The sequence below is a fragment of the Kribbella sp. NPDC048915 genome (assembly GCF_040649595.1).
Classification (GTDB): Bacteria; Actinomycetota; Actinomycetes; order Propionibacteriales; family Kribbellaceae; genus Kribbella.
Genome location: NZ_JBEZFT010000024.1, coordinates 16,399 through 34,042, shown reverse-complemented (window position 1 = coordinate 34,042; position 17,644 = coordinate 16,399). Strand labels below are relative to the sequence as shown.

Annotated in this window: 20 protein-coding genes and 1 pseudogene; 5 read left to right on the top strand and 16 right to left on the bottom strand. The window is 69.3% G+C overall.

The genetic code is table 11. The features are described 5' to 3' along the window. Positions 1-5: 5 nt before the first annotated feature. The gene (locus AB0B82_RS15410; protein ID WP_360167541.1) at positions 6-368 is read left to right on the top strand and encodes a nuclear transport factor 2 family protein; all 363 of its coding nucleotides are present in this window, start codon (positions 6-8) and stop codon (positions 366-368) included. Between the two features lie 51 nt (positions 369-419). Here the strand turns inward: AB0B82_RS15410 and AB0B82_RS15405 are convergent, their stop codons facing one another. Both AB0B82_RS15405 and AB0B82_RS15400 read right to left on the bottom strand, forming a co-directional pair. Continuing rightward, positions 420-1,190 carry a glucose 1-dehydrogenase gene (locus AB0B82_RS15405; RefSeq protein ID WP_360167538.1) on the bottom strand — a complete coding sequence of 257 codons (771 nt, stop codon included), beginning with the start codon at positions 1,188-1,190 and terminating at the stop codon, positions 420-422. 374 nt (positions 1,191-1,564) lie between these two features. Next, positions 1,565-2,053: a MarR family transcriptional regulator gene (locus AB0B82_RS15400; protein WP_360167535.1), complete on the bottom strand. Its 489-nt coding sequence runs from the start codon at positions 2,051-2,053 to the stop codon at positions 1,565-1,567. A 77-nt stretch (positions 2,054-2,130) separates the two neighbouring features. Here AB0B82_RS15400 and AB0B82_RS15395 point away from each other — a divergent pair, with 77 nt between their 5' ends. Next, entirely contained in the window at positions 2,131-4,206 is a 2,076-nt protein-coding gene (locus AB0B82_RS15395) for an MMPL family transporter (RefSeq protein WP_360167532.1), read from the top strand. Here AB0B82_RS15395 and AB0B82_RS15390 read toward each other — a convergent pair. From AB0B82_RS15390 to AB0B82_RS15375, 4 genes are all read right to left on the bottom strand, one after another. Then, positions 4,164-5,153: a cobalamin-dependent protein gene (locus tag AB0B82_RS15390; protein ID WP_360167529.1), complete on the bottom strand. Its 990-nt coding sequence runs from the start codon at positions 5,151-5,153 to the stop codon at positions 4,164-4,166. The two genes, AB0B82_RS15395 and AB0B82_RS15390, sit on opposite strands and share 43 nt — an antisense overlap. Continuing rightward, positions 5,150-6,493 (bottom strand): SpoIIE family protein phosphatase, encoded by a 1,344-nt coding sequence (locus AB0B82_RS15385; RefSeq protein WP_360167526.1) that lies wholly within the window; start codon positions 6,491-6,493, stop codon positions 5,150-5,152. Before AB0B82_RS15385 ends, AB0B82_RS15390 begins: the two co-directional genes overlap by 4 nt. After that, positions 6,480-6,863, bottom strand: a complete 384-nt coding sequence (locus AB0B82_RS15380; RefSeq protein ID WP_360167523.1) for an STAS domain-containing protein — start codon at positions 6,861-6,863, stop codon at positions 6,480-6,482. Before AB0B82_RS15380 ends, AB0B82_RS15385 begins: the two co-directional genes overlap by 14 nt. A gap of 222 nt (positions 6,864-7,085) precedes the next feature. Further along, a complete protein-coding gene (locus AB0B82_RS15375) occupies positions 7,086-7,724 on the bottom strand; it encodes an ANTAR domain-containing protein (protein WP_360167520.1) in 639 nt (212 codons plus the stop codon). Positions 7,725-7,906: 182 nt separating this feature from the next. On the opposite strand from AB0B82_RS15375, the gene AB0B82_RS15370 reads away from it, so the two are divergent. Continuing rightward, complete coding sequence (locus AB0B82_RS15370) at positions 7,907-8,593, top strand: GAF and ANTAR domain-containing protein (protein WP_360167517.1); 687 nt, start codon at positions 7,907-7,909, stop codon at positions 8,591-8,593. A 10-nt stretch (positions 8,594-8,603) separates the two neighbouring features. Here the strand turns inward: AB0B82_RS15370 and AB0B82_RS15365 are convergent, their stop codons facing one another. The 4 genes from AB0B82_RS15365 to AB0B82_RS15350 all read right to left on the bottom strand — a co-directional run bounded on the left by AB0B82_RS15365 (position 8,604) and on the right by AB0B82_RS15350 (position 12,319). After that, a complete protein-coding gene (locus AB0B82_RS15365; protein ID WP_360167514.1) occupies positions 8,604-9,575 on the bottom strand; it encodes a family 43 glycosylhydrolase in 972 nt (323 codons plus the stop codon). Between the two features lie 116 nt (positions 9,576-9,691). After that, entirely contained in the window at positions 9,692-10,651 is a 960-nt protein-coding gene (locus tag AB0B82_RS15360) for a hypothetical protein (protein ID WP_360167511.1), read from the bottom strand. 206 nt (positions 10,652-10,857) lie between these two features. Next, complete coding sequence (locus AB0B82_RS15355; RefSeq protein WP_360167508.1) at positions 10,858-11,478, bottom strand: hypothetical protein; 621 nt, start codon at positions 11,476-11,478, stop codon at positions 10,858-10,860. A 19-nt stretch (positions 11,479-11,497) separates the two neighbouring features. Next, positions 11,498-12,319: a tryptophan 2,3-dioxygenase family protein gene (locus AB0B82_RS15350; protein ID WP_360167505.1), complete on the bottom strand. Its 822-nt coding sequence runs from the start codon at positions 12,317-12,319 to the stop codon at positions 11,498-11,500. A 113-nt stretch (positions 12,320-12,432) separates the two neighbouring features. On the opposite strand from AB0B82_RS15350, the gene AB0B82_RS15345 reads away from it, so the two are divergent. Next, positions 12,433-12,948, top strand: a complete 516-nt coding sequence (locus AB0B82_RS15345; RefSeq protein ID WP_360167502.1) for a hypothetical protein — start codon at positions 12,433-12,435, stop codon at positions 12,946-12,948. Between the two features lie 5 nt (positions 12,949-12,953). Here the strand turns inward: AB0B82_RS15345 and AB0B82_RS15340 are convergent, their stop codons facing one another. The 4 genes and pseudogenes from AB0B82_RS15340 to AB0B82_RS15325 all read right to left on the bottom strand — a co-directional run. Next, positions 12,954-13,397 (bottom strand): hypothetical protein, encoded by a 444-nt coding sequence (locus AB0B82_RS15340; protein WP_360167499.1) that lies wholly within the window; start codon positions 13,395-13,397, stop codon positions 12,954-12,956. A gap of 99 nt (positions 13,398-13,496) precedes the next feature. Beyond that, complete coding sequence (locus AB0B82_RS15335) at positions 13,497-13,961, bottom strand: hypothetical protein (RefSeq protein WP_360167496.1); 465 nt, start codon at positions 13,959-13,961, stop codon at positions 13,497-13,499. Between the two features lie 109 nt (positions 13,962-14,070). Continuing rightward, positions 14,071-14,853, bottom strand: coding sequence for an IclR family transcriptional regulator (locus AB0B82_RS15330; protein WP_360167697.1), 783 nt, complete (start codon positions 14,851-14,853; stop codon positions 14,071-14,073). A gap of 99 nt (positions 14,854-14,952) precedes the next feature. Further along, a pseudogene (locus AB0B82_RS15325) lies at positions 14,953-15,189 on the bottom strand (serine hydroxymethyltransferase); the annotation flags it as partial. On the opposite strand from AB0B82_RS15325, the gene AB0B82_RS15320 reads away from it, so the two are divergent. Beyond that, on the top strand, positions 15,098-15,685 hold the full coding sequence (locus AB0B82_RS15320) for a hypothetical protein (RefSeq protein WP_360167493.1): 588 nt from the start codon (positions 15,098-15,100) through the stop codon (positions 15,683-15,685). The pseudogene AB0B82_RS15325 and the gene AB0B82_RS15320 sit on opposite strands and share 92 nt — an antisense overlap. A gap of 49 nt (positions 15,686-15,734) precedes the next feature. Here the strand turns inward: AB0B82_RS15320 and AB0B82_RS15315 are convergent, their stop codons facing one another. After that, complete coding sequence (locus AB0B82_RS15315) at positions 15,735-16,385, bottom strand: response regulator transcription factor (protein WP_360167490.1); 651 nt, start codon at positions 16,383-16,385, stop codon at positions 15,735-15,737. Then, positions 16,382-17,509: a histidine kinase gene (locus tag AB0B82_RS15310; protein ID WP_360167487.1), complete on the bottom strand. Its 1,128-nt coding sequence runs from the start codon at positions 17,507-17,509 to the stop codon at positions 16,382-16,384. The genes AB0B82_RS15315 and AB0B82_RS15310 overlap by 4 nt, the downstream gene beginning before the upstream one ends. Positions 17,510-17,644: the final 135 nt, after the last annotated feature.

Genomic DNA, 17,644 nt, shown 5'->3' with positions numbered 1-17,644 from the left:
CAGCAGTGACCGACAACACCGATCTCAAAGCCGTCGAGCAGTACGTCGACTTCTGGAACGCCGATGCCGACGCGAACTTCACTGACGACATCACGTACCGCGCGCCGGTCGGCGTACTGCGGGGTGTCGACGCGCTCGTCGACTTCCGCACGCAGTTCGCGCAGCACCAGCCCGGGTACGTGTTCCGGGCACGCAGCGAAGCACAGGCGCACCACGGTCGTGCCCGGCTGCCGTGGGAGCTGGTCGTCGACGGGAAGTCGTTCGCCACCGGCACCGACGTCCTCGAGATCGACGAGGACGGCCGGATCGCCGCCGTCGCCGGCTTCCTCGACCGCGCCCCGGAAGGCTTCGCGCCGCACGACCACTGACACCCGGCCGGGGCACCAGACGCACTGGTGCCCCGGGTCCGTGGTCAGTGGTCAGTGCAGGGTGTAACCGCCGTCGATCACCACGACCGAGCCGGTCATGAAGCTGGACGCGTCCGAGGCGAGGAACACGACGGTCGGCGCGATCTCCTCGGGTACGGCGTAGCGCTGCATCGGCGCGTCGTCGATCCAGCGGGCCTTGAACCGCGGCTCGTCGACCGGCGCCATCTCGGTCTTCACGTAGCCGGGCGCGACCGCGTTCACCCGAATCTTCAGCGGCGCCCACTCGGCGGCCAGCGACTTGGTCAGCTGATGCACCGCGGCCTTGGACGCGTTGTACGCCGGCTGCCACTGCGGGCGGTTCACGATCTGCGCGGAGATCGACCCGATGTTGACGATCGTGCCACCGCCGACCGTCGTGAAATGCCGCGCCGCCTCCTGGCTGAGCTTCCACAGTCCGTCGACGTTGGTCGAGAACACCGCGTCCCATTCGTCGTCGGGCACGTCCAGCGCGGGCCGATGGACGCACGCGCCGGCGTTGTTGACGAGGATGTCGAACCGTCCGGTCCGCTGCACAGCGGTCTCGATCGCGGCCCGGCCCGAGGCCCGGTCGTTCACGTCCAGCTCCACGCCGACGACCTTCCGTCCGGTCGCAGCGGCCACTTCGCTCGCCGCCTGCCGGGTGGCCGCGACATCGCGCGCCCCGATCACCACATCGGCCCCGGCCTCGGCCAGCGCGTCCGCGAAGGCTCGCCCGAGCCCGCGATACCCACCGGTCACGAGCGCCGTTCGCCCGGCCAGCGAGAACTTCTCGAGGACACCCATCAGCCCACCACACCCACGGATTGAACAGTCATCGCACCATTGTCCCGGCAGTGTCCCGGCAGTGTCCCGGCAGTGTCCCGGCAGTGTCCCGGCATCGTCCTGGCGGCGTCGCGCCGCACCCCTTGCAGCTGATTCCGGTGTGCGGGGCTGTTGAAGCCGTGGACCTGTGGAGGTTTTCTGCCTCTGGCGGGAAGGAGTCCTCCACCGTCGTGCCGAAACGCACGAGCAGACAACCCCAACACGAGCGGATGTCCTTCCTGTCCAGAAGTCCGCGGGTACCGCGGACCTCGACGTGATGCAGCCCTTCCCCATCATTCTCCGAAGCGTTCCTCTTCACCCTCCGCGACCTGGACTCCCAACTCGCCGGCCGGTGATCACTCGATCGGCTGGTCGCTGAGTTCGGTGCGGTAGGCGCGAAAGGCGTCGATGGTGGCGGTCAGGTAGCGCTGGACGACGTCGAGTTCGGCCGGTGTGAAGCTCTCGGTGGCCGAGCGGTGGTGGGCGCCCAGAGGGGTGAAGAAGCTCGCGGCGAGCTCGCGGCCGGGTTCGCCGTAGCGCAGGTTGACCCGGCGGCGGTCGGTCGCGTCGCGTTCGCGGCGGACGTGGCCGGCCCGCTCGAGACGGTCGAGCAGCGTCGTCACGGACCCGGTGGTCAGCCCGAGTTCGGTGGCGAGCCGGCCGGCTGTCAGCGGTGCGCCGCGCTGGTCGGCGACGAGGATCCGCACCAGCGCCTCGACATCGGTGCCGTGGATGCCGTGCCGCTGCGCGAAGACGTGCGCGATGCGCTGACCTTCGGCGACCAGCATCTGCACCAGGCCGACGAGTTCATCGTGCGGGTACCGGGACGTGTCCGTCGTCCCCACCTCCCATACATCTTGATAATCAAGATACTTGATGATCGAGCTATCATCGGGGTATCCCGTGAAGAGATGGAGTCACTGTGCCAGGTCTGGCCCGGCTGGTCCGCAGCCGTCGTACCGCTGCTCTCGTGGTCCTCGTCGCCATCGCGCTCTCCGCGGTGGCGTTGTTGCTGCCGAGCCCGACCGAGGCCGAGCCGCGCTCCGCGACCGGGTTGTCGACCTCGGCGGAGTCGGCGCAGGTCGAGCAGCTGCGCGAGCAACTCCCGGAGGCCGACAAGTCGGCGGCGCTGATCGTGTTCAGCCGCGCCGACGGTGGCGCGCTGACCGCGGCGGACCGGGCCGCGGCGCAGGCCAAAGCCGCCGAGGTGGGTGTTCGGGCACCGCTGCAGGTCCCGGACGGCGGACGGGCCGCACTCGCCGTACTCACGCTCGACGAGCAGGACGACGCCGCGGTCGCCACGTCGGTCGATCGGCTGCGCTCGCAGCTCGACGGCCTGCCGGCCGGGCTCGATACCGCGGTCACCGGGCCTGCCGCGTTCACCACCGACCTGTCGAAGGTGTTCGACGGTGCGGACACCAGGCTGATCCTCGTCACCGCGGCCGTCGTCGCCATCCTGCTACTGCTGACCTATCGCAGCCCCGGCCTGGTCCTGCTGCCGCTGATCGTCGTCGCGCTCACCGAGCAGGTCACGACCAGCCTGTCCGACCAGGTGCTGTCACGGCTGGGTATTCCGGGCGGCGGGCAGGTGACGGGCATCGTCAGCGTGCTCGTCTTCGGTGCTGCCACGGACTACGCGTTGCTCCTGATCGCGCGGTACCGAGAGACGCTGCGCCAGGAAGAGCGGGCGGTTGTCGCGATGGGAATCGCCGTACGCCGGGTTGCCGAGCCGATCCTCGCCAGTGGCGGCACCGTGATCGCCGCACTCGCGCTGTTGCTGCTCGCGAGCACGGAAACGCTGCTCGGAATTGCCATCGGCTGCATCATCGGCATCGCGCTGGCGATGGTCTCCGGACTGATCGTGCTGCCCGCGGTGCTCGTGCTGTTCGGACGCCGGGTGTTCTGGCCGTTCGTCCCGCGGTTGGGTGCCGAGGCGACCGAGGGCAAGTTGTGGGGTCGCCTCGGTGCGTTCGTGGCTCGTCGACCCGCCGTCGTACTCGTCCTGTCCACGCTGCTCCTCGCCGGGCTCGCGGTCGGTACGTTCGGCGTCCGCACCGGCCTCGCGCAGAACGAGCAGTTCCGCGTCGAGCCGGAAGCGGTTCGTGGCGCGAAAGTACTGGCCGAGGCCTTTCCTGCCGGCGCCGCCGAGCCGTTGACAGTGATTGGTCCGGCCAAGCAAGCCACCGCCGTCGCGGCCTCGATCAAGGACTCGCCCGGGGTCGCCGAGGTCCGGCCCAGCGACCGCAGCGAGCAACTGGCGTCGTACGACGTGATTCTGCGGGCGGAGCCGGGGAGCACGGAGTCCTTCGACGCGGTGCGCGAACTACGGCAACGTCTTGATCAGGTCGGGAGCGATGTGCTGGTCGGCGGTGGTGCGGCCGAGATCCTCGACAAGAACGCAGCGGACCAGCGCGACCGGTTGCTGATCATTCCGCTGATTCTGGTGCTGGTCGGAGCGGTCCTGATCGCCGTACTGCGCTCCGTGCTGGCGCCGATCCTGTTGCTGGTGACCGTGATCGCCTCGTTCTTCGCCAGCTTCGGCGCCAGCTGGTTGCTGTTCGATCATCTCTTCGGCTTCCCGGCCCTGGACGGGCAGGTCATCCTGCTGTCGTTCCTGTTCCTGGTGGCGCTCGGCGTCGACTACAACATCTTCCTCACCACGCGTGCCCGCGAGGAGACGCAGACCGTCGGCACCCGGGATGGCATGCTGATCGGGCTTCGGGTGACCGGCGGCGTCATCACCAGCGCCGGGCTCCTACTGGCCTCCGTCTTCGCGGTGCTCGGTGTGCTGCCGTTGATCACGTTGACCCAGGTCGGTGTGATCGTCTGCGTCGGCGTGCTACTGGACACCCTGCTCGTGCGGACCGTCGTCGTACCGGCGCTGGCGTTCCTGCTCGGCGACCGGTTCTGGTGGCCCGGACGGCCGCACAAGAAGGTGCCTGCGGCAACGAGTCGTCAGCTCCAGGAAGAGTCCAGCAGCAGGCTCGCGAGCGGGTAGTCGCGCAGCGATCGGGTCAGCTCGGCGCGCAGCGCCCGCGCCGAGTCGGCCGGCAGTCCACGGAACTCCAGCAGCGCGGAGACCCACTCGGCGGTCTCCGTGATCGGGCGCGGATCGGTGGTGAGCAGCGCCGCCCAGATGGCGTGCAGCAGCTGCTCGACGCAATCCTTGACCAGGTCCGGATCCAGGTCGCCGCCGTTGCCTCGCCACCGGGCCGTCACGGTCGCGACGACGGCCGAGTGCTCGAGCTCGAGCGCGGCCTGTTCGGCCGCCGCGGTCTCGGGCAGCGGATCGGCTGGCGGCACCACGGCCGGGATCGACCGCATCACCTCGATCGCGTGCCGGGCGTCGGCCGCCCAGACCGTCGCCCCGAGGCTGCGCGCCCGCAGGTCGTCCGTACCCAGCGCGGGACCGCCGACCAGGACCGGGATACCCGCGGCCCTGGACGCCTCGATGAAGCGACGCGTCGTCGGCAGCGAGCCGAGGACCGAGCAGCTGACAGCCACGGCATCCGGCCCCAGATCCTGCAGGTACTGACTCAATCGCAGCGCCGGCGTGGACGCGCCGAGCAACGTCGTACTCCAGCCGTCCGAACGCAGCGCGCAGTCGATCATCATCGCCGCGAGCGCGTGCCATTCCCGCTCGGCGCAGGCGACGACGACCCGGCCACGTTCGACCGGAGTACGTCGTACCGCACGGGCGATGGCCTCCGTCGCCGCCATGGCGACCGCGGTGGCGGCATGCTCGTCGGCCACCGACCACTCTCCGCGCTGCCACTTGTCGCCGACAACGCGCTGGGCCGGACCGACCACCTCGGTCAGCAACGCAACCGGATCGGCGCCGTCGGCCAGGGCCGTGTCCACCACGTCGAGCGCGCCGTTGATGTCCACGCGTGCCACAGCGTCCTGGAACGCCGTCAAAGTCTCGGCGAGATCGATCGTCTTCATGAGGCCCTCCCCGGGCAACCGACCGACAGGACGGCGATGTCGTCATGGGCACGTCCGGCAAGGTGTTCGACAACGTCCTGCTCGACGGCTGCGCAGACCACATCAGGTGCGGCGCCGGCGAGCTCGGACAGCAACGCGATCAACCGTTCGCTGCCGTAGAACCCGGAGTCGCCGCGCGCCTCGTCGACGCCGTCCGTGGAGAGCACCAGCTGGTCACCGGGCGCCAAACGGACCGTCGTCGTGTCGTACTCCGCGTCGCCGACGACACCAAGCACCGCGCCTTCGACCTCCACGGATGTGACCTCGCCGTCAGCGCGGACCAGCAGCGGCGCGACATGTCCGGCGGAGGCGATCTCGACGATCAGGTCGTCGTTCTCCGCAGTCGTCCGGACACGCAGGCAGAGCAAGGTGATGAAGCGTTCCGAGGTGTCGTCGTGAAAGACGGTGCTCAGCGCCGCCAGCAGGGCACCGGGATCCCGCTCGAAGAGGGCCGCCGTACGGAGGCTCTGCCGAGCCCGCCCGGTCAGAACGGCCGCATGAACGCCCTTCCCGCAGACGTCGCCCAGCGCGACCAGCCAGTCGTCGCCCGCGCGGAAGACGTCGTAGAAGTCTCCCCCGATGTCGAGCTGCTCCGCGGACGGTCGGTAGCGCGCGCCGAGCGCCACACCGGGCACGTCCGGCAGTGGCGGAGGTACCAGGCTGTCCTGCAACGCCGACGCGATCTCGCCGCGCTGCTCGTACAGCCGCGCGGAGTCCAGTGCCAGCGACGCCCGTACGGCGATCCGCTCGGCCTGAGCGATGTCGTCCGGGGTGAATCCGCGCCCCTGTCCGCGCACCAGGATCAGCGCACCGAGCGTCACGCCGCGGGCGGTCAGGCCGATCGCCAGGACGTCGGCCGGGCGCAGGGCGGCTGCCTCCGCGCGCAGATCGGCATGCGGGATCAGCGCAGCGAGGCTGTCCTCGACACCGGCGGCGACGTGCAGCAGTTCGCGGCGGCCGGTCGACAGGACCCGCTCGAGGGCGCTGCGGGCCACTCGGCGCCTGGACACGGACCGTACGGCGGACACGTCGTCGCCGCCGAACAGCTGCAGACCGATGCCGTGCGAGCTGGGAAACGCGACGACCGTCCAGTCCGCGACCTCCGGCCGGACACCGTCGAGCAACTGGAGAACGGAACGCCGCAAGTTCAAGGACCCTGCCATCGCCAGCCCGATCTCCTCGGCCAGCTCCGGCCGCACCGCCGCCTGCTGCGGTTCGGCGTACTGCGGTTCGGTCTGCTGCAGGTCGGCGTACTGGGCGGTGGGCCGGGGGTCGAGGGTGCTGTGGTCAGCTTCGGTCATTGGTCACCGTGCCGGTACTGCGGAGGGCGGCTTCGACGGCGTCCTCCGGGGTGTCGTGGACGCTGAACACCTTGTGCAGCCTGGTGACCTTGAAGATCTTCTGCACCCGCGGGCTCGGCGCCGCCAGGATCAGCGCCCCGCCCCGGTTGCCGGCTTCCTTGTGCGCGCCGACCAGCACGCCGAGACCGCTCGAATCCATGAAGTCGACCCCGCTCAGATCCAGCACGACCGGGCGCGGCCCGAGCCACGACCGCAGCTCGGCGGTCAGCGCCGGCGCGCCTTCCAGGTCGAGATCGCCGACCGCGCGGACGACGACGTACGGGCCGGCATCGGTGACACTGAGAAGCAGTTCGTTGTCTTCGTCGAGCATCAGCAGGCTCGGCTTTCTGCCGGGCGGCTGCTCAACGGTGATCAGGCAGCCCGGCGGCTCATCGCGCGCAAGCGCGGGCCGGTGCTCGGCTGCTGTCTAAACCGATCGACCTCGCTTACAACTATCATCGCCGACTCGCCCGGGCAAGCCGACAGCCGCCGACCGGCGGGTCCTGATCCTCGTCGCGACGGTCCGCTCACGGCCGGGTACGGAGAAGCACGATCAGCCGGTGACCGGCAGGTTCCGGTCCTCGATCACCCGGCGAGCGATTTCGGGCAGCTTGACGTTGTGTTCGAGCGAGATGCCGCTGAGCACGTCGTACGCCTCGCGGGCGTCGATGTTGTACCGCTCCATCAGCATCCCGAGGCTCGAGCTGACCACCCGGTGCGCATCCATCGACCGGTGCAGCTTGTCCTGGTACCGCAGCGACTCCATCGCAACCGCGACGTGAGTCGCGAACGCCCTGCCGTAGGTCAGCTTCGCGCCCGCTCCGTACAGCGACAGGACGCCCACCGCGCGCCCCCGCCCGGGTATCAGCGGCACGTGGGTCACCTGGCCGTCGGGGCTGCCGGGATGTCCCGCGACGGTCGGTTCGTTGCCGGCCAGCGCCTGGTGCCAGGCACTGTCCGGTACGGCGGCCTCGCCGCGAATCAGCTCCGCCGCCGGGCCGGCGACGTCCAGCAGGGTCGACGCCCGGCCGAGCGTGGCGACCCCGGCGAACGGGCACGCGAAGAACGTCTGGGCCAGCTCGGCGCTCACGGTCAGCAGGTCACCGGTGTCCCGCGCGGTCTGCAGGCGCACCGCCACCTCGGCGAGTTCCGCCGCCTCGCGGTGCACGCCCTGCTTGTCGTCTGATCGCACAGAACTCCCGTCGGTGCCTCGGCCCGGCGGTCGCCAGGCTTCGTCGGGATCATAGGCGATCGGTCCCAAGCGGCCGCGGGTTCGCGGGCCGCGAGACCCCTACTGGGCAGGCCGGCGTCGAGGACGCACAATGAGTCGGACCCCGGTCGGCACCGTCGACCGCCGAGCCGAGGAATGCTGCGATGGAACTACCGGAGTTGGCCGACCTGATGACCACGGTCGCCGACACGCTGCGCACGCCGGTCACCGCCGACGAGTCGCTCGAACTGATCACCGCGAGCGCGGCCGCGACGATCCCGGGGATCACCCGCGCGAGCATTTCGGTGACCGATCCGGACGGCACGATCGAGACACTCGCCCCGACCGATCCGCTCGCGGCCGAGGCCGACAAGCTGCAGTACGACCTCGGCGAGGGACCGTGCCTCGACGCCGCGCTCACCGAACCGGTGGTCCAGGTCGACCGGATCGCGACCGACGACCGCTGGCCGCAGTACGGTCCGAAGGCCGCGGCGCTCGGGCTGAGCTCGCAGCTGTCCTACCAGTTCCGGGCGGCGCCGCACGTCCGCGGTGCGCTCAACCTGTACGCCGACACTCCGCAGGTGTTCGACGCCGACGCCCGGTACGTCGCGGGCATGTACGCCGACTGGGCCGCCGTACTGCTCGGCTGGAGCCGCCACGAGTCAACCTTGTCGGAGGCCCTCGAGAGCCGGACCACGATCGGCACCGCGATCGGGATCCTGATGGAGCGGTATGCACTGGACACCAACCGCGCCTTCGCGTTCCTGGTGCGGATGTCGCAAACCGGCAACATCAAGCTGCGCGACGTCGCGGAAGGTGTGGTCGCGGACACCGTGCGCAAGGCGCGCTGACGCTCGACAGTCAGGCCAAGTACGGGTTGCCGGCACTGTTCCACTTGATGATGCCGGTGTAGGCCTGGCGTTTGTTCGAGTCCTTGACGCCGTTGCGGTTCGCGTCGACGTACGCGTGGAAGGCGATCCGGGTGGTGCCGCCGACGGTAATCACGGTGGCACCGCCAGGTCCGCAGAGCTTCGTCGACTTCGTGGTCATCAACGTCTTCACCCGGGTGAACTTCCCGCCCCAGAAGGTGTCCGCTGACCAGACGTCGGTGTTGTACGAGCAGTTGATGTAGTCGCCGCGCGAGGTGAACATCCACACCTTGCCGCCGTGCGCGATCACCGACGGGCCCTCGATCTTGGTCTTGCTGACGATCTTCGCGATGCTCTTGCCGACCACGCGCGTCCCGGTCCGGCTGTCCATCTCGACGGCCCGGATCTGGAAGCCCGACACGTTGCGGTAGTTGCTCTTGTAGATCAGGTATCGCTTGCCGTTCTTGGCCCGGTACGCCGCCGGGTCGATCGCCTCGTAGCCGCGCGAGACCCACGGCGAGCAGACCGCCGCCTTCGCGCCGGGCATGTACGGGCCGGCCGGGTTGCGTGCGGTCGCGACGCCGATGCAGTGCACGTTGCGGGCGGCGGACTGACCGGTGAAATACATGACGTACAAGGCGCCGCGGCTGTCCGAGCTACGGAAGACTTCCGGTGCCCAGAGCAACGGTTTGTCGTGGTCCACCCAAGCCGGGATCTTCGCCATCGACTTGTGCACCGCCGACCACCCGCTGCCCTTCGTCCAGCGCGCGCCGTACCCGGAACCGGTGCGGAAAAGGTAGTACTTCGAGCCGAAGTGCGCGTAGGCGGGGTCCGCGAACTCCTCGGTCCCCACCCGCCGGACACTGCTCGGGCCGGCCGCCTCGGCGACCCCGGACTGCGTCACCAGACCAGTGGTGGCGATGACAGCGGCAACGATTCCTAGCACGAGCGGCGTACGGCGCATGCGAACTCCCGTGGGCGATCGGGTCTTCGAGGTGCTGCACTGTACCCCGCTCGGGGTGTCACTCCCTCGGGCCGAGCCCCGCGCCGACCGATCCGGCGCGGGTCTCGGGGTGGGGCCTATTCGCCGACCAGTTGGTCGTAGTGCGTGGTCAGCGAGACGTGGCTGACGCCGTCGAAGACACCCGGGATCTTGCCGTACGACGTGACCGCGGTCGCCGTGCCGTTCGCGTGGCTGAGGGCGTACTGGTACGCGGACTTGGTGTTGTGGTCGACGCCCACGAGCAGCGTGCCCCCGCGGGTACCGCAGCTCTGCGCGACCAGCGACTCGTACGCCGCGAACCCGGACGAGCGGATCAGCTTCATCACCGGCTTCGCACCGGCCGCAATCGGGATGTGGGCCGTCCACAGCGCACCCGCGGTTGTTGTCATCAGCAACGTGTCGTACGTCGGGGTCTCGGCGATCACGGTCATCGCCTTGAAGCCGCGGAAGCCCGGGATCGGGCCGAGGCTCTTGAACCCGGCGCCGACGATCGCGTACCGGTACAGGCTGTTGTTGGTGTTCAGGCCGTACAGGTAGGCGTGCCGCGGCTGCGCGACGCTGTAGTTCGAGGTGGCGATCGCCTTGAAGTTGGTCCAGCCCGACCCGACCCGCTTGAAGGTCGGCACCGGCGGCTTGGTCTCGTCGGTCGGGATGTACGTCGTGTGCCGGTACAGGCTCGCACCCTGCACCAGCAGGCCGTAGTAGTAGAACTGTGTCTGGTTGGCGTTGGCGGCGAAGTACCAGGTCGCGTCCAAACGGCTGCTGACGAACGGGAACTTCGCGTACGCCGTTGCCCGCGGCGGCTTGGCCGGGGTCGCGTCGATCTCCTGCATGGTGCCCGCCGCGGTGGGCAGCCCGATCGCGCTGATGCACGGATTCGCGGCGATCGCGGCCTTCGTGGACACGGGCCGGTCGCCTTGCTGGGAGAAGTACGACACCGGATCGGCCTGCCCGAGGGCAGCGGCTGGGGCGGATGCGACCGCGGTGGCGAGCAAGCCGGCTCCGGCCAACGCGAACGCAAAACGCTGCAACTTCATGGAGTTCCCCCTCCAGATGTATCCCCGAAGACCTCGGGTCGGCCGACTATAACCTCCCCGGCGGGGCACCGGCGACACTGTTGCACGAAGATGCAATCGTTGGTCGCCCCGACAGGCTCGGGACGCGGACGTCCAGCACTCACCAACCTCGGCGCCAGCCCGTCCGCCACGCTCAGCAGCAACCTCCGGAGGCCGAAACTGCGCGGTTACTGAGTGGTGGCGGTCCGGGGTGGCTTGAGACCGGTGGTCCGCAACTCGAGGCGGGCGAGCTGGGCGATGACCTCGGTGTCGCCGTCGCGCCAGGCGGCGACCGGGTCGTCGGAGATCTTGGCCAGTTTGTGCATCGGCTGGTTCGCCATCGCCCGCAGCGCGAACAGGTCCAGATCGGCTGCGTCGTCGATGAACCTCTGCGCCGCCGACGCCCGCCGGACGAACCGGATCCGCCGCGGCACCCAGATCAGCACCGCGAACAGGACGGGCAAGCCGATCGTGACGGCCGCGAGTACGTAGGCCAGCTGCTCCACAGCCTGTGCCTGATCCCGCCCGGCCTGCGCGAGCTTCCCGGCCGCGCCCGCCGCGCCGTCGATCGGCGACCGCAGCTGGTCCCCGACCGCCGGCACCTTGCCGATCGGTTCGGACAGCCGTCGCAGGTCTCCGGCCAACCCGTCGCCGGCCTCCGCCGCCTTCCGGCCCGGGGCTCCCAGCGCGTCGGTCACCCGGAAGACGAGCTGCCCCAGCTCCACGCAGCCCCAGATCCACAGCACCAGCAGGAGATCACCGAACACCTGCCTGAACCGCTGCGCCCCGATGTCGGAATAGAGCTTCATAGGGCGCCTTCCCGGAGGGCTACAGGTTGCTGCGGAGATTCCAGAGAAGAGGGTAGTAACGGAGATCGAGGCGGCTGCGCAAGTACGCCGCGCCGGACGAGCCGCCGGTGCCCGGTTTCGAACCGATCATGCGCTCGACCATCACCACATGCCGAGCGCGCCACGCGGCCGCCAGCTCGTCGTGCTGGACCAGAGCTTCGGCCAGCTCCCAGACCGCGGCGTAGTGCGACCGGTCACTGGCGATCTTGCGCAGCGCGTCGCGGATCGCGTCGTCGGAGTCGGTCTCGAACCCGGCGGCCCGCAGTACTTCGAGATACGCGTCCCAGAGCGTGGGCTCCTCGAGGCGGCGGCGCAGGCGGTCCTGCTCCGCTTCGGTCAGCCCGCGGAACCGCCGTACGAACGACGGATCTTTCGCGCCGGACAGGAACTCGATCTCCCGGAACTGCACCGACTGGAACCCGGACGCCGGCGACAACCGGTGCCGGAACTCGCCGAAGTCCTGCGGGGTCATCGTCTCCAGGATGTCCACCTGCTGCGTCAGCACCCGCTCGATCGTGTGCACCCGCCGCAGCAGGTGCTCGGCCAGCCACAACTCACCCGCACGCATCGCGTCCCGGGAGGCGGTCAGCTCGTGCAGGATCTGCTTGAACCACAGCTCGTACACCTGGTGAATCGTGATGAACAGCAGCTCGTCGTGCGCGGGCGGGTCGGACTCGAGGTGCTGCGCGTCGAGCAGCTGGGCCAGCCGCAGGTAACTGCCGTACGTCAGCCGGCCGCCGTCCTCACCGAAATTGACGTCGACTCCGCCCCACTGCCCTGCAACCCCGTCACCAGTGCTCATGCACGGAGACTAACCCGGACTTCGTGACTGGTCAGTGATTCGTTCGTTGGTAGTGGGGTACGGAGTCGCGCAGGGGGTGCGGCTGCCGCTGTACGCCCACGTCGAGGAGTTGCATGTCCGCCACGGTCGAGACACCGATCGTCCCGGGACCGGTCCAAGGCCCCACCAGGGAAGAACCGCTGATCGAGGCGCTGCTGCTCGACGACTACCGGTCGCTCGTCCACCTCGCTTACCTGATCCTCCCGCCTTCGATCAGCCGAGCGAGGCGGGTGGCGGCTGCCCACGCCGTCGTCCACCGTGCCCTCCCGCCCGGCCTCGAACTCCCCGGCGAACGCGCCCTCCCGTCCAGCCTCACCGTCCCGCTCGACCTCCGGCTCCCCGCCACGCGGCACCGCGAGTACCTGCGCCGCCGGGTCATCGACGAAGCAACCCGCTGTGCCCGGCACCGCTCGCTGCTCGAGCGCATCACCGGCGTTCTCGCGCCAACAGATCCCCTCGGCTACGACCCCTGCAACATCGCCCCCGATCCCACGACCCCGATCACCCGCGACGCCCGAGCCCGCCGCTTCACCATCACCGTCGCCCTGCTCCTCACTGCAACCCTCATCTCCGCCCTCCTCACCGCGTAGCCGGCTCAGGCGTCCGAGAGCCCTCGTAGCTGCGCCATCAAGGCGTCGACGGCCTGACCGAACCCGGAGCGACTCGGGGCAGCGAACCCGACGATCAGCTCAGGCGGAAGCGCGTGGCTGCGCAGATAGGCATCGAGACTGAGCAGCGCGATGCCGTGATCACGGCCCAGTCTGCGTGCGAGGTCGGCGGCGTCGGTGCTCGCCGGTAGCGGAACGCGGGCGTGCAGGCCGGCCGGAATTCCGGGCGAGTCGATGCCGAGTTCGTCCTCGGCCAGGCAGGCCGCGACATGCACTGTGCTCGCCAGTGCCGGCGCTGCGACGGCCGCCCGTCGCAGCAGGGTCGAGAGCACCGGATTGCGCTTGTGCGGCATGGTTGACGACCGACCGCGTCCGGTCGGCTCGGACAGCTCCGGAACCGTCACCGACAACTTCCACTCAGTGAAAGCCACCACAACAGCGGATCGGAATCAGGTCGATGGCGGCGCGGACGACGTCGACACGACGGACCAAGCGGGGTACGGGATGCTCGCGGTGCTGGGGCGAATGCCTCAGCCTGCTCGGTTGTTACGCTGCCCCACGGCCCGAAGTCCGTGCACGATCACGCCGATGACGAGCCCCACGGCCGCACCGGTGAACAGACTGCTCACGAAGGTCGCGAAACGCAGCGGCACCTCCGCAGTATCGGCATCCAGGACTCCGAGCTCCGGTGGATTGTCGCCGAACACCTGGCCCCACATGAGGTTGTGCACGATGCCGAGTGCCAGTCCGTAGACGACTCCGACGGCCAGCAACGTGACAACGGGAGAGGGGACCTTCGCGCGCAGGACGACGAAGATCCAGACAATTGCGGGCCCGAGCGTCAGCAGGCCCTGGATCGGCGGCGAGGTGATGCCGAGGTCATGGGCAAGGATGCGGGGCACCCCGAGCAGGGCGAGGCCGACGATCGCCCAGGGCGGCAGGCCCAGCCGACGTCGCAACACTGAGGACTGGAAACGCAGATCGTGATCGGACATGGTCACGACAGTAGAAACGAAGAACCGGCGCCCATAGCGTTCCGGAGCGCGTGAGCTGTCGCCCCGAGGCGACATCTCGGACCTCATGCCGCAGGGAACACCCTGATTCTCAGCTGCTGACCAGGGACTCGCTCAGCCGAATGATCACTCGCGATGCTGCCGCGAGTGATCTCTCGATCCCCAGGGCGGCGACCCGCAGCGACGCCAGGACGCGGACCTCGTCGTGCTCCAGGCTGCGGACGACGGCGCCGACCGCTGCGACCACTCGATGGTTCCCGGCCGATCGGATCGGCACGGCCACCGAACTGGCTCCCAGCGACATTTCGTCGGCGGTAGTGGCGTAGCGGTTCCGGCGTACCGCTGCCAATTGCTCACGCAGCCTGTCGGTCGCCACGATCGTCCGGGGTGTTAAGCGCACCGGTTTCGCAAGGACCGCCGCGACAACCTCGTCCGGCGCGTACGCCAGCAGGACCTTGCCGATACCGGTCGAGTACATCGGCAGGCCGGTGCCCACCGTGTTGAGGAGTGGGACGGATCGGTGTCCCACCATCCGTTCCAGGCACAGCACCTCGGTTCCGTCCCGCACCCCGAGTTGGACGGTCGCGCGGGTCGCCGCATGCAAGTCGCTCAGGAAGGGCGCGGCAACCTCCCGCAACCCACTTTCGACCGGGGCAAGCTGCCCCACCCGCCACAGACGCCGCGCTATCACGTAGTCCCCCGTACGGCGCCGAACCAGCGCTCCGCCGGCGACGAGTTGCCCCAACAGGCGGTGCGCGGTGGGGACGGGCAGCCCGGCCCGCTGAGCCAACTCGGTGAGCGACAAGCAGCGATGATCGTCGTCGAACGCGAAGAGCAACGCCAGGGCGCGAGCGGTCACCGCAGGACCGGGCATCACGGTCGTCAGCTCAATCCCGGGTAGAGGGGGGAAGCGCTCGGCAAGTGTCGCGGCCCTTCCAGCCAGTTCCGCGACATCGTGCGGCAAGAGTTCCTTGCTGAGGGTGGCCGCGATGATGTCGCCCACCGCAGCGAACTCCTCCGGCCCGAATCCGCGGGCGGCGAGAGCCGGCGTACCGATCCGCAGGCCTGACGACACCATCGGCGGACGGGGATCGAACGGAACCGCGTTGCGGTTGACGGTGATACCCACGGAGTGCAACCGGTCCTCGGCCTGTTGGCCGTCGAGGTCGGAGTGCCGAAGGTCGACCAGGATCAGGTGCACCTGGGTGCCCGAGAGGTTGTCGGCGCCGGTCGTCAAGGACGCCGGCATCATCCTGCTGGCACCGCTCTACGCCCAGTGGTGGACCACGGACGAGCGTCGTCAGCCCTCCGCTCCGACGAAGTTCCTCCTCGGGCTGATCGGCATCAGCGTCGCGTTCCTGTGCTTCCTCGCACTGACCGGTCAGGAAGGCGCGACGATCTCGCCATTCGCCATCGTGGGGATCCTCTTCGTCTTCACGGTCGCCGAACTTTTCGTCGCGCCGGTCCAGCTGTCCGTGGCGACCAGGCTCGCCCCATCGCACTTCCAGACCCAGACCGTCGGCTTGATGTTCCTGTCGATCGCGCTCGGATCATCCCTCGGCGGCATCGCGGGCAAGTCCTACTCGGCGACGAACGAGTCCTCCTACTTCTCCGCCCTCGGGCTGGTCGCGCTCGTCGGAGCGTTCGTCTTCGCCTTCACCATCCCCTGGATCAAGCGCACCGTCGAGGAGAACGCCGGCAGCTGACCGGCGAGCACGTCTTCAGGCGCTCGCTGCCCGGAGGGTGGCGCGCACATCAATCGACCAGCCCGGCCCGGTGCGCCAGGACGACCAGCTGGGTGCGATCCCGCGCGTTGAGCTTGTTCATCAGCCGGCTCACGTAGGTGCGCGCAGTCTCCGGGCTGAGGTAGAGCGCCTTGCCGATCTCCTCGTTGGTGAGCCCGCGGCCGACGTGCGTGAGGATCTGGATCTCGCGGTCCGTCAGGCCGGCGATCTCGGTCTCCTTGCTGCGCCGGGTCGGAAGTCGCGCGATCCGGTCCATCATCTGACGGACGATGCCCGGCGCAACCTGCGCCTCTCCCGCCACCGCACGTCGTACGGCGCGGCGCAGGTCGTCGGGCTCGATGTCCTTGAGCAGGTAGCCGTTGGCGCCGGCGGCGATAGCCTCGGTGACGTCATCCTGGTCGTCGAACGTGGTGAGGACCAGGACCGGAACCGGCGCGAGCAGGGGATCGGCGCGAATCGCCCGGATGGCCTCGATACCGTCCATGACCGGCATCCGCAGGTCCATCAGGAAAAGGTCGGGCTTGGTCTCCCGGCCGCGCGCGAGCGCCGCACGCCCGTTGGCCGCCTCAGCGACGACCGTGACGTCCTCGGCGTTCTCCAAGATCGCCCGAAGGCCGGCCCGCAGGAGCCCTTGGTCGTCGACGAGAATCACCTGAATCATGACGTCTCTCCTTCCGTCGGGATGTCGGCGCGGACCACCCAGCCGGAGGGCGTCGGGCCGGCGCTGAGCGTGCCGCCGAGGTCGCTGACCCGCTCGGCCAGTCCGCTGAGTCCGTGACCGTCGGGCGCGCCGGCGCCGGCCACCGGTCCGCCGTCGTCAGCGACGACCACGCTGACCCGTTCCGGCCCGTCGCAGGCCACCGACACTTCGATCGTGGTGCCGGTGGAGTGGCGCAGCGTGTTGGTCACCGCCTCCTGGACGATGCGAAACACGGCAGCCTCGATCTCCGGACCCGGCGAGATGTCGGCGACGTCCAGGTTGACTCGGTATCCTGCGGCCGCCGGCCCGGCGGCGAGGTGGGGCAGGTCGGCCAGGCCGGGGCCAGCCCCGTCGAGGGTCCTCGAGGACGCCCGCAGCAGCGCAACAGTACGCCGCAGCTGCGCGAGCGAGTCGGAGATCCCCGTCCGCGCCAGCTCCAAGGCTTGCTGCCGCTCGCCGTCGTCAGCCGCCTCGCGGGCGACACTGGTGTACAACGAGGCCACGGACAGGGAGTGGCCGATCGAGTCATGCAGCTCGCGGGCCAGGAACATGCGGTCCTCGCGGACCCTCGCGTCCGCGTCCAGCGCTCCCTGCCGCTCCAGCAGGCGGGTCACCTGAGCGGTCCGAAGTCGCAGCGCCCGGCCTGTCCGGACGCTGTGGCCCAGCACGATCACCGCGGCCATCAGGGCACCGTGCGACACCAGTTCGTACCCGAGCACGAACGCCATGTCCTGACCGGCGAGCAGGCGATAGGTGGTGGCGAACCCCAAGGTGGCGCCCGCTACCACGGCGGCCGCTCGCACATGCCCCATCTCCGCCGCGGAGTACAGGGCAGCGGCCGTCGGCAGCGCAACTCCGATGGCCGGGAAGCCGGCAGCGTGATAAGTCAGAAAGCCCAGCGCGGTGAGCACGAGGACCAGCACGGGGTGGCGGCGGCGCAGCAGCATCAGCGCGCCCAGCCCGGCTGCCCACAGATAAGCGAGTGGATCGACCGCACCGCCCCGGCCCTGGTCCGAGGTGACCACCACGGACAGTGCGATGACGACCCCCACGGCCAGCAGGATGTCTGATCGTCGTCTGTCCATCACGTTCCTCTGCCAGGTTCGACCGGCGACCGGCACCTGTCCTCTTGGCAGCTCAGACTAGGTCGTCGCGCACGCTCGCGTGAGCCGCAGACACGCGATGACCCGACTTCTCCCGATCGACACGGAGTACGCCGG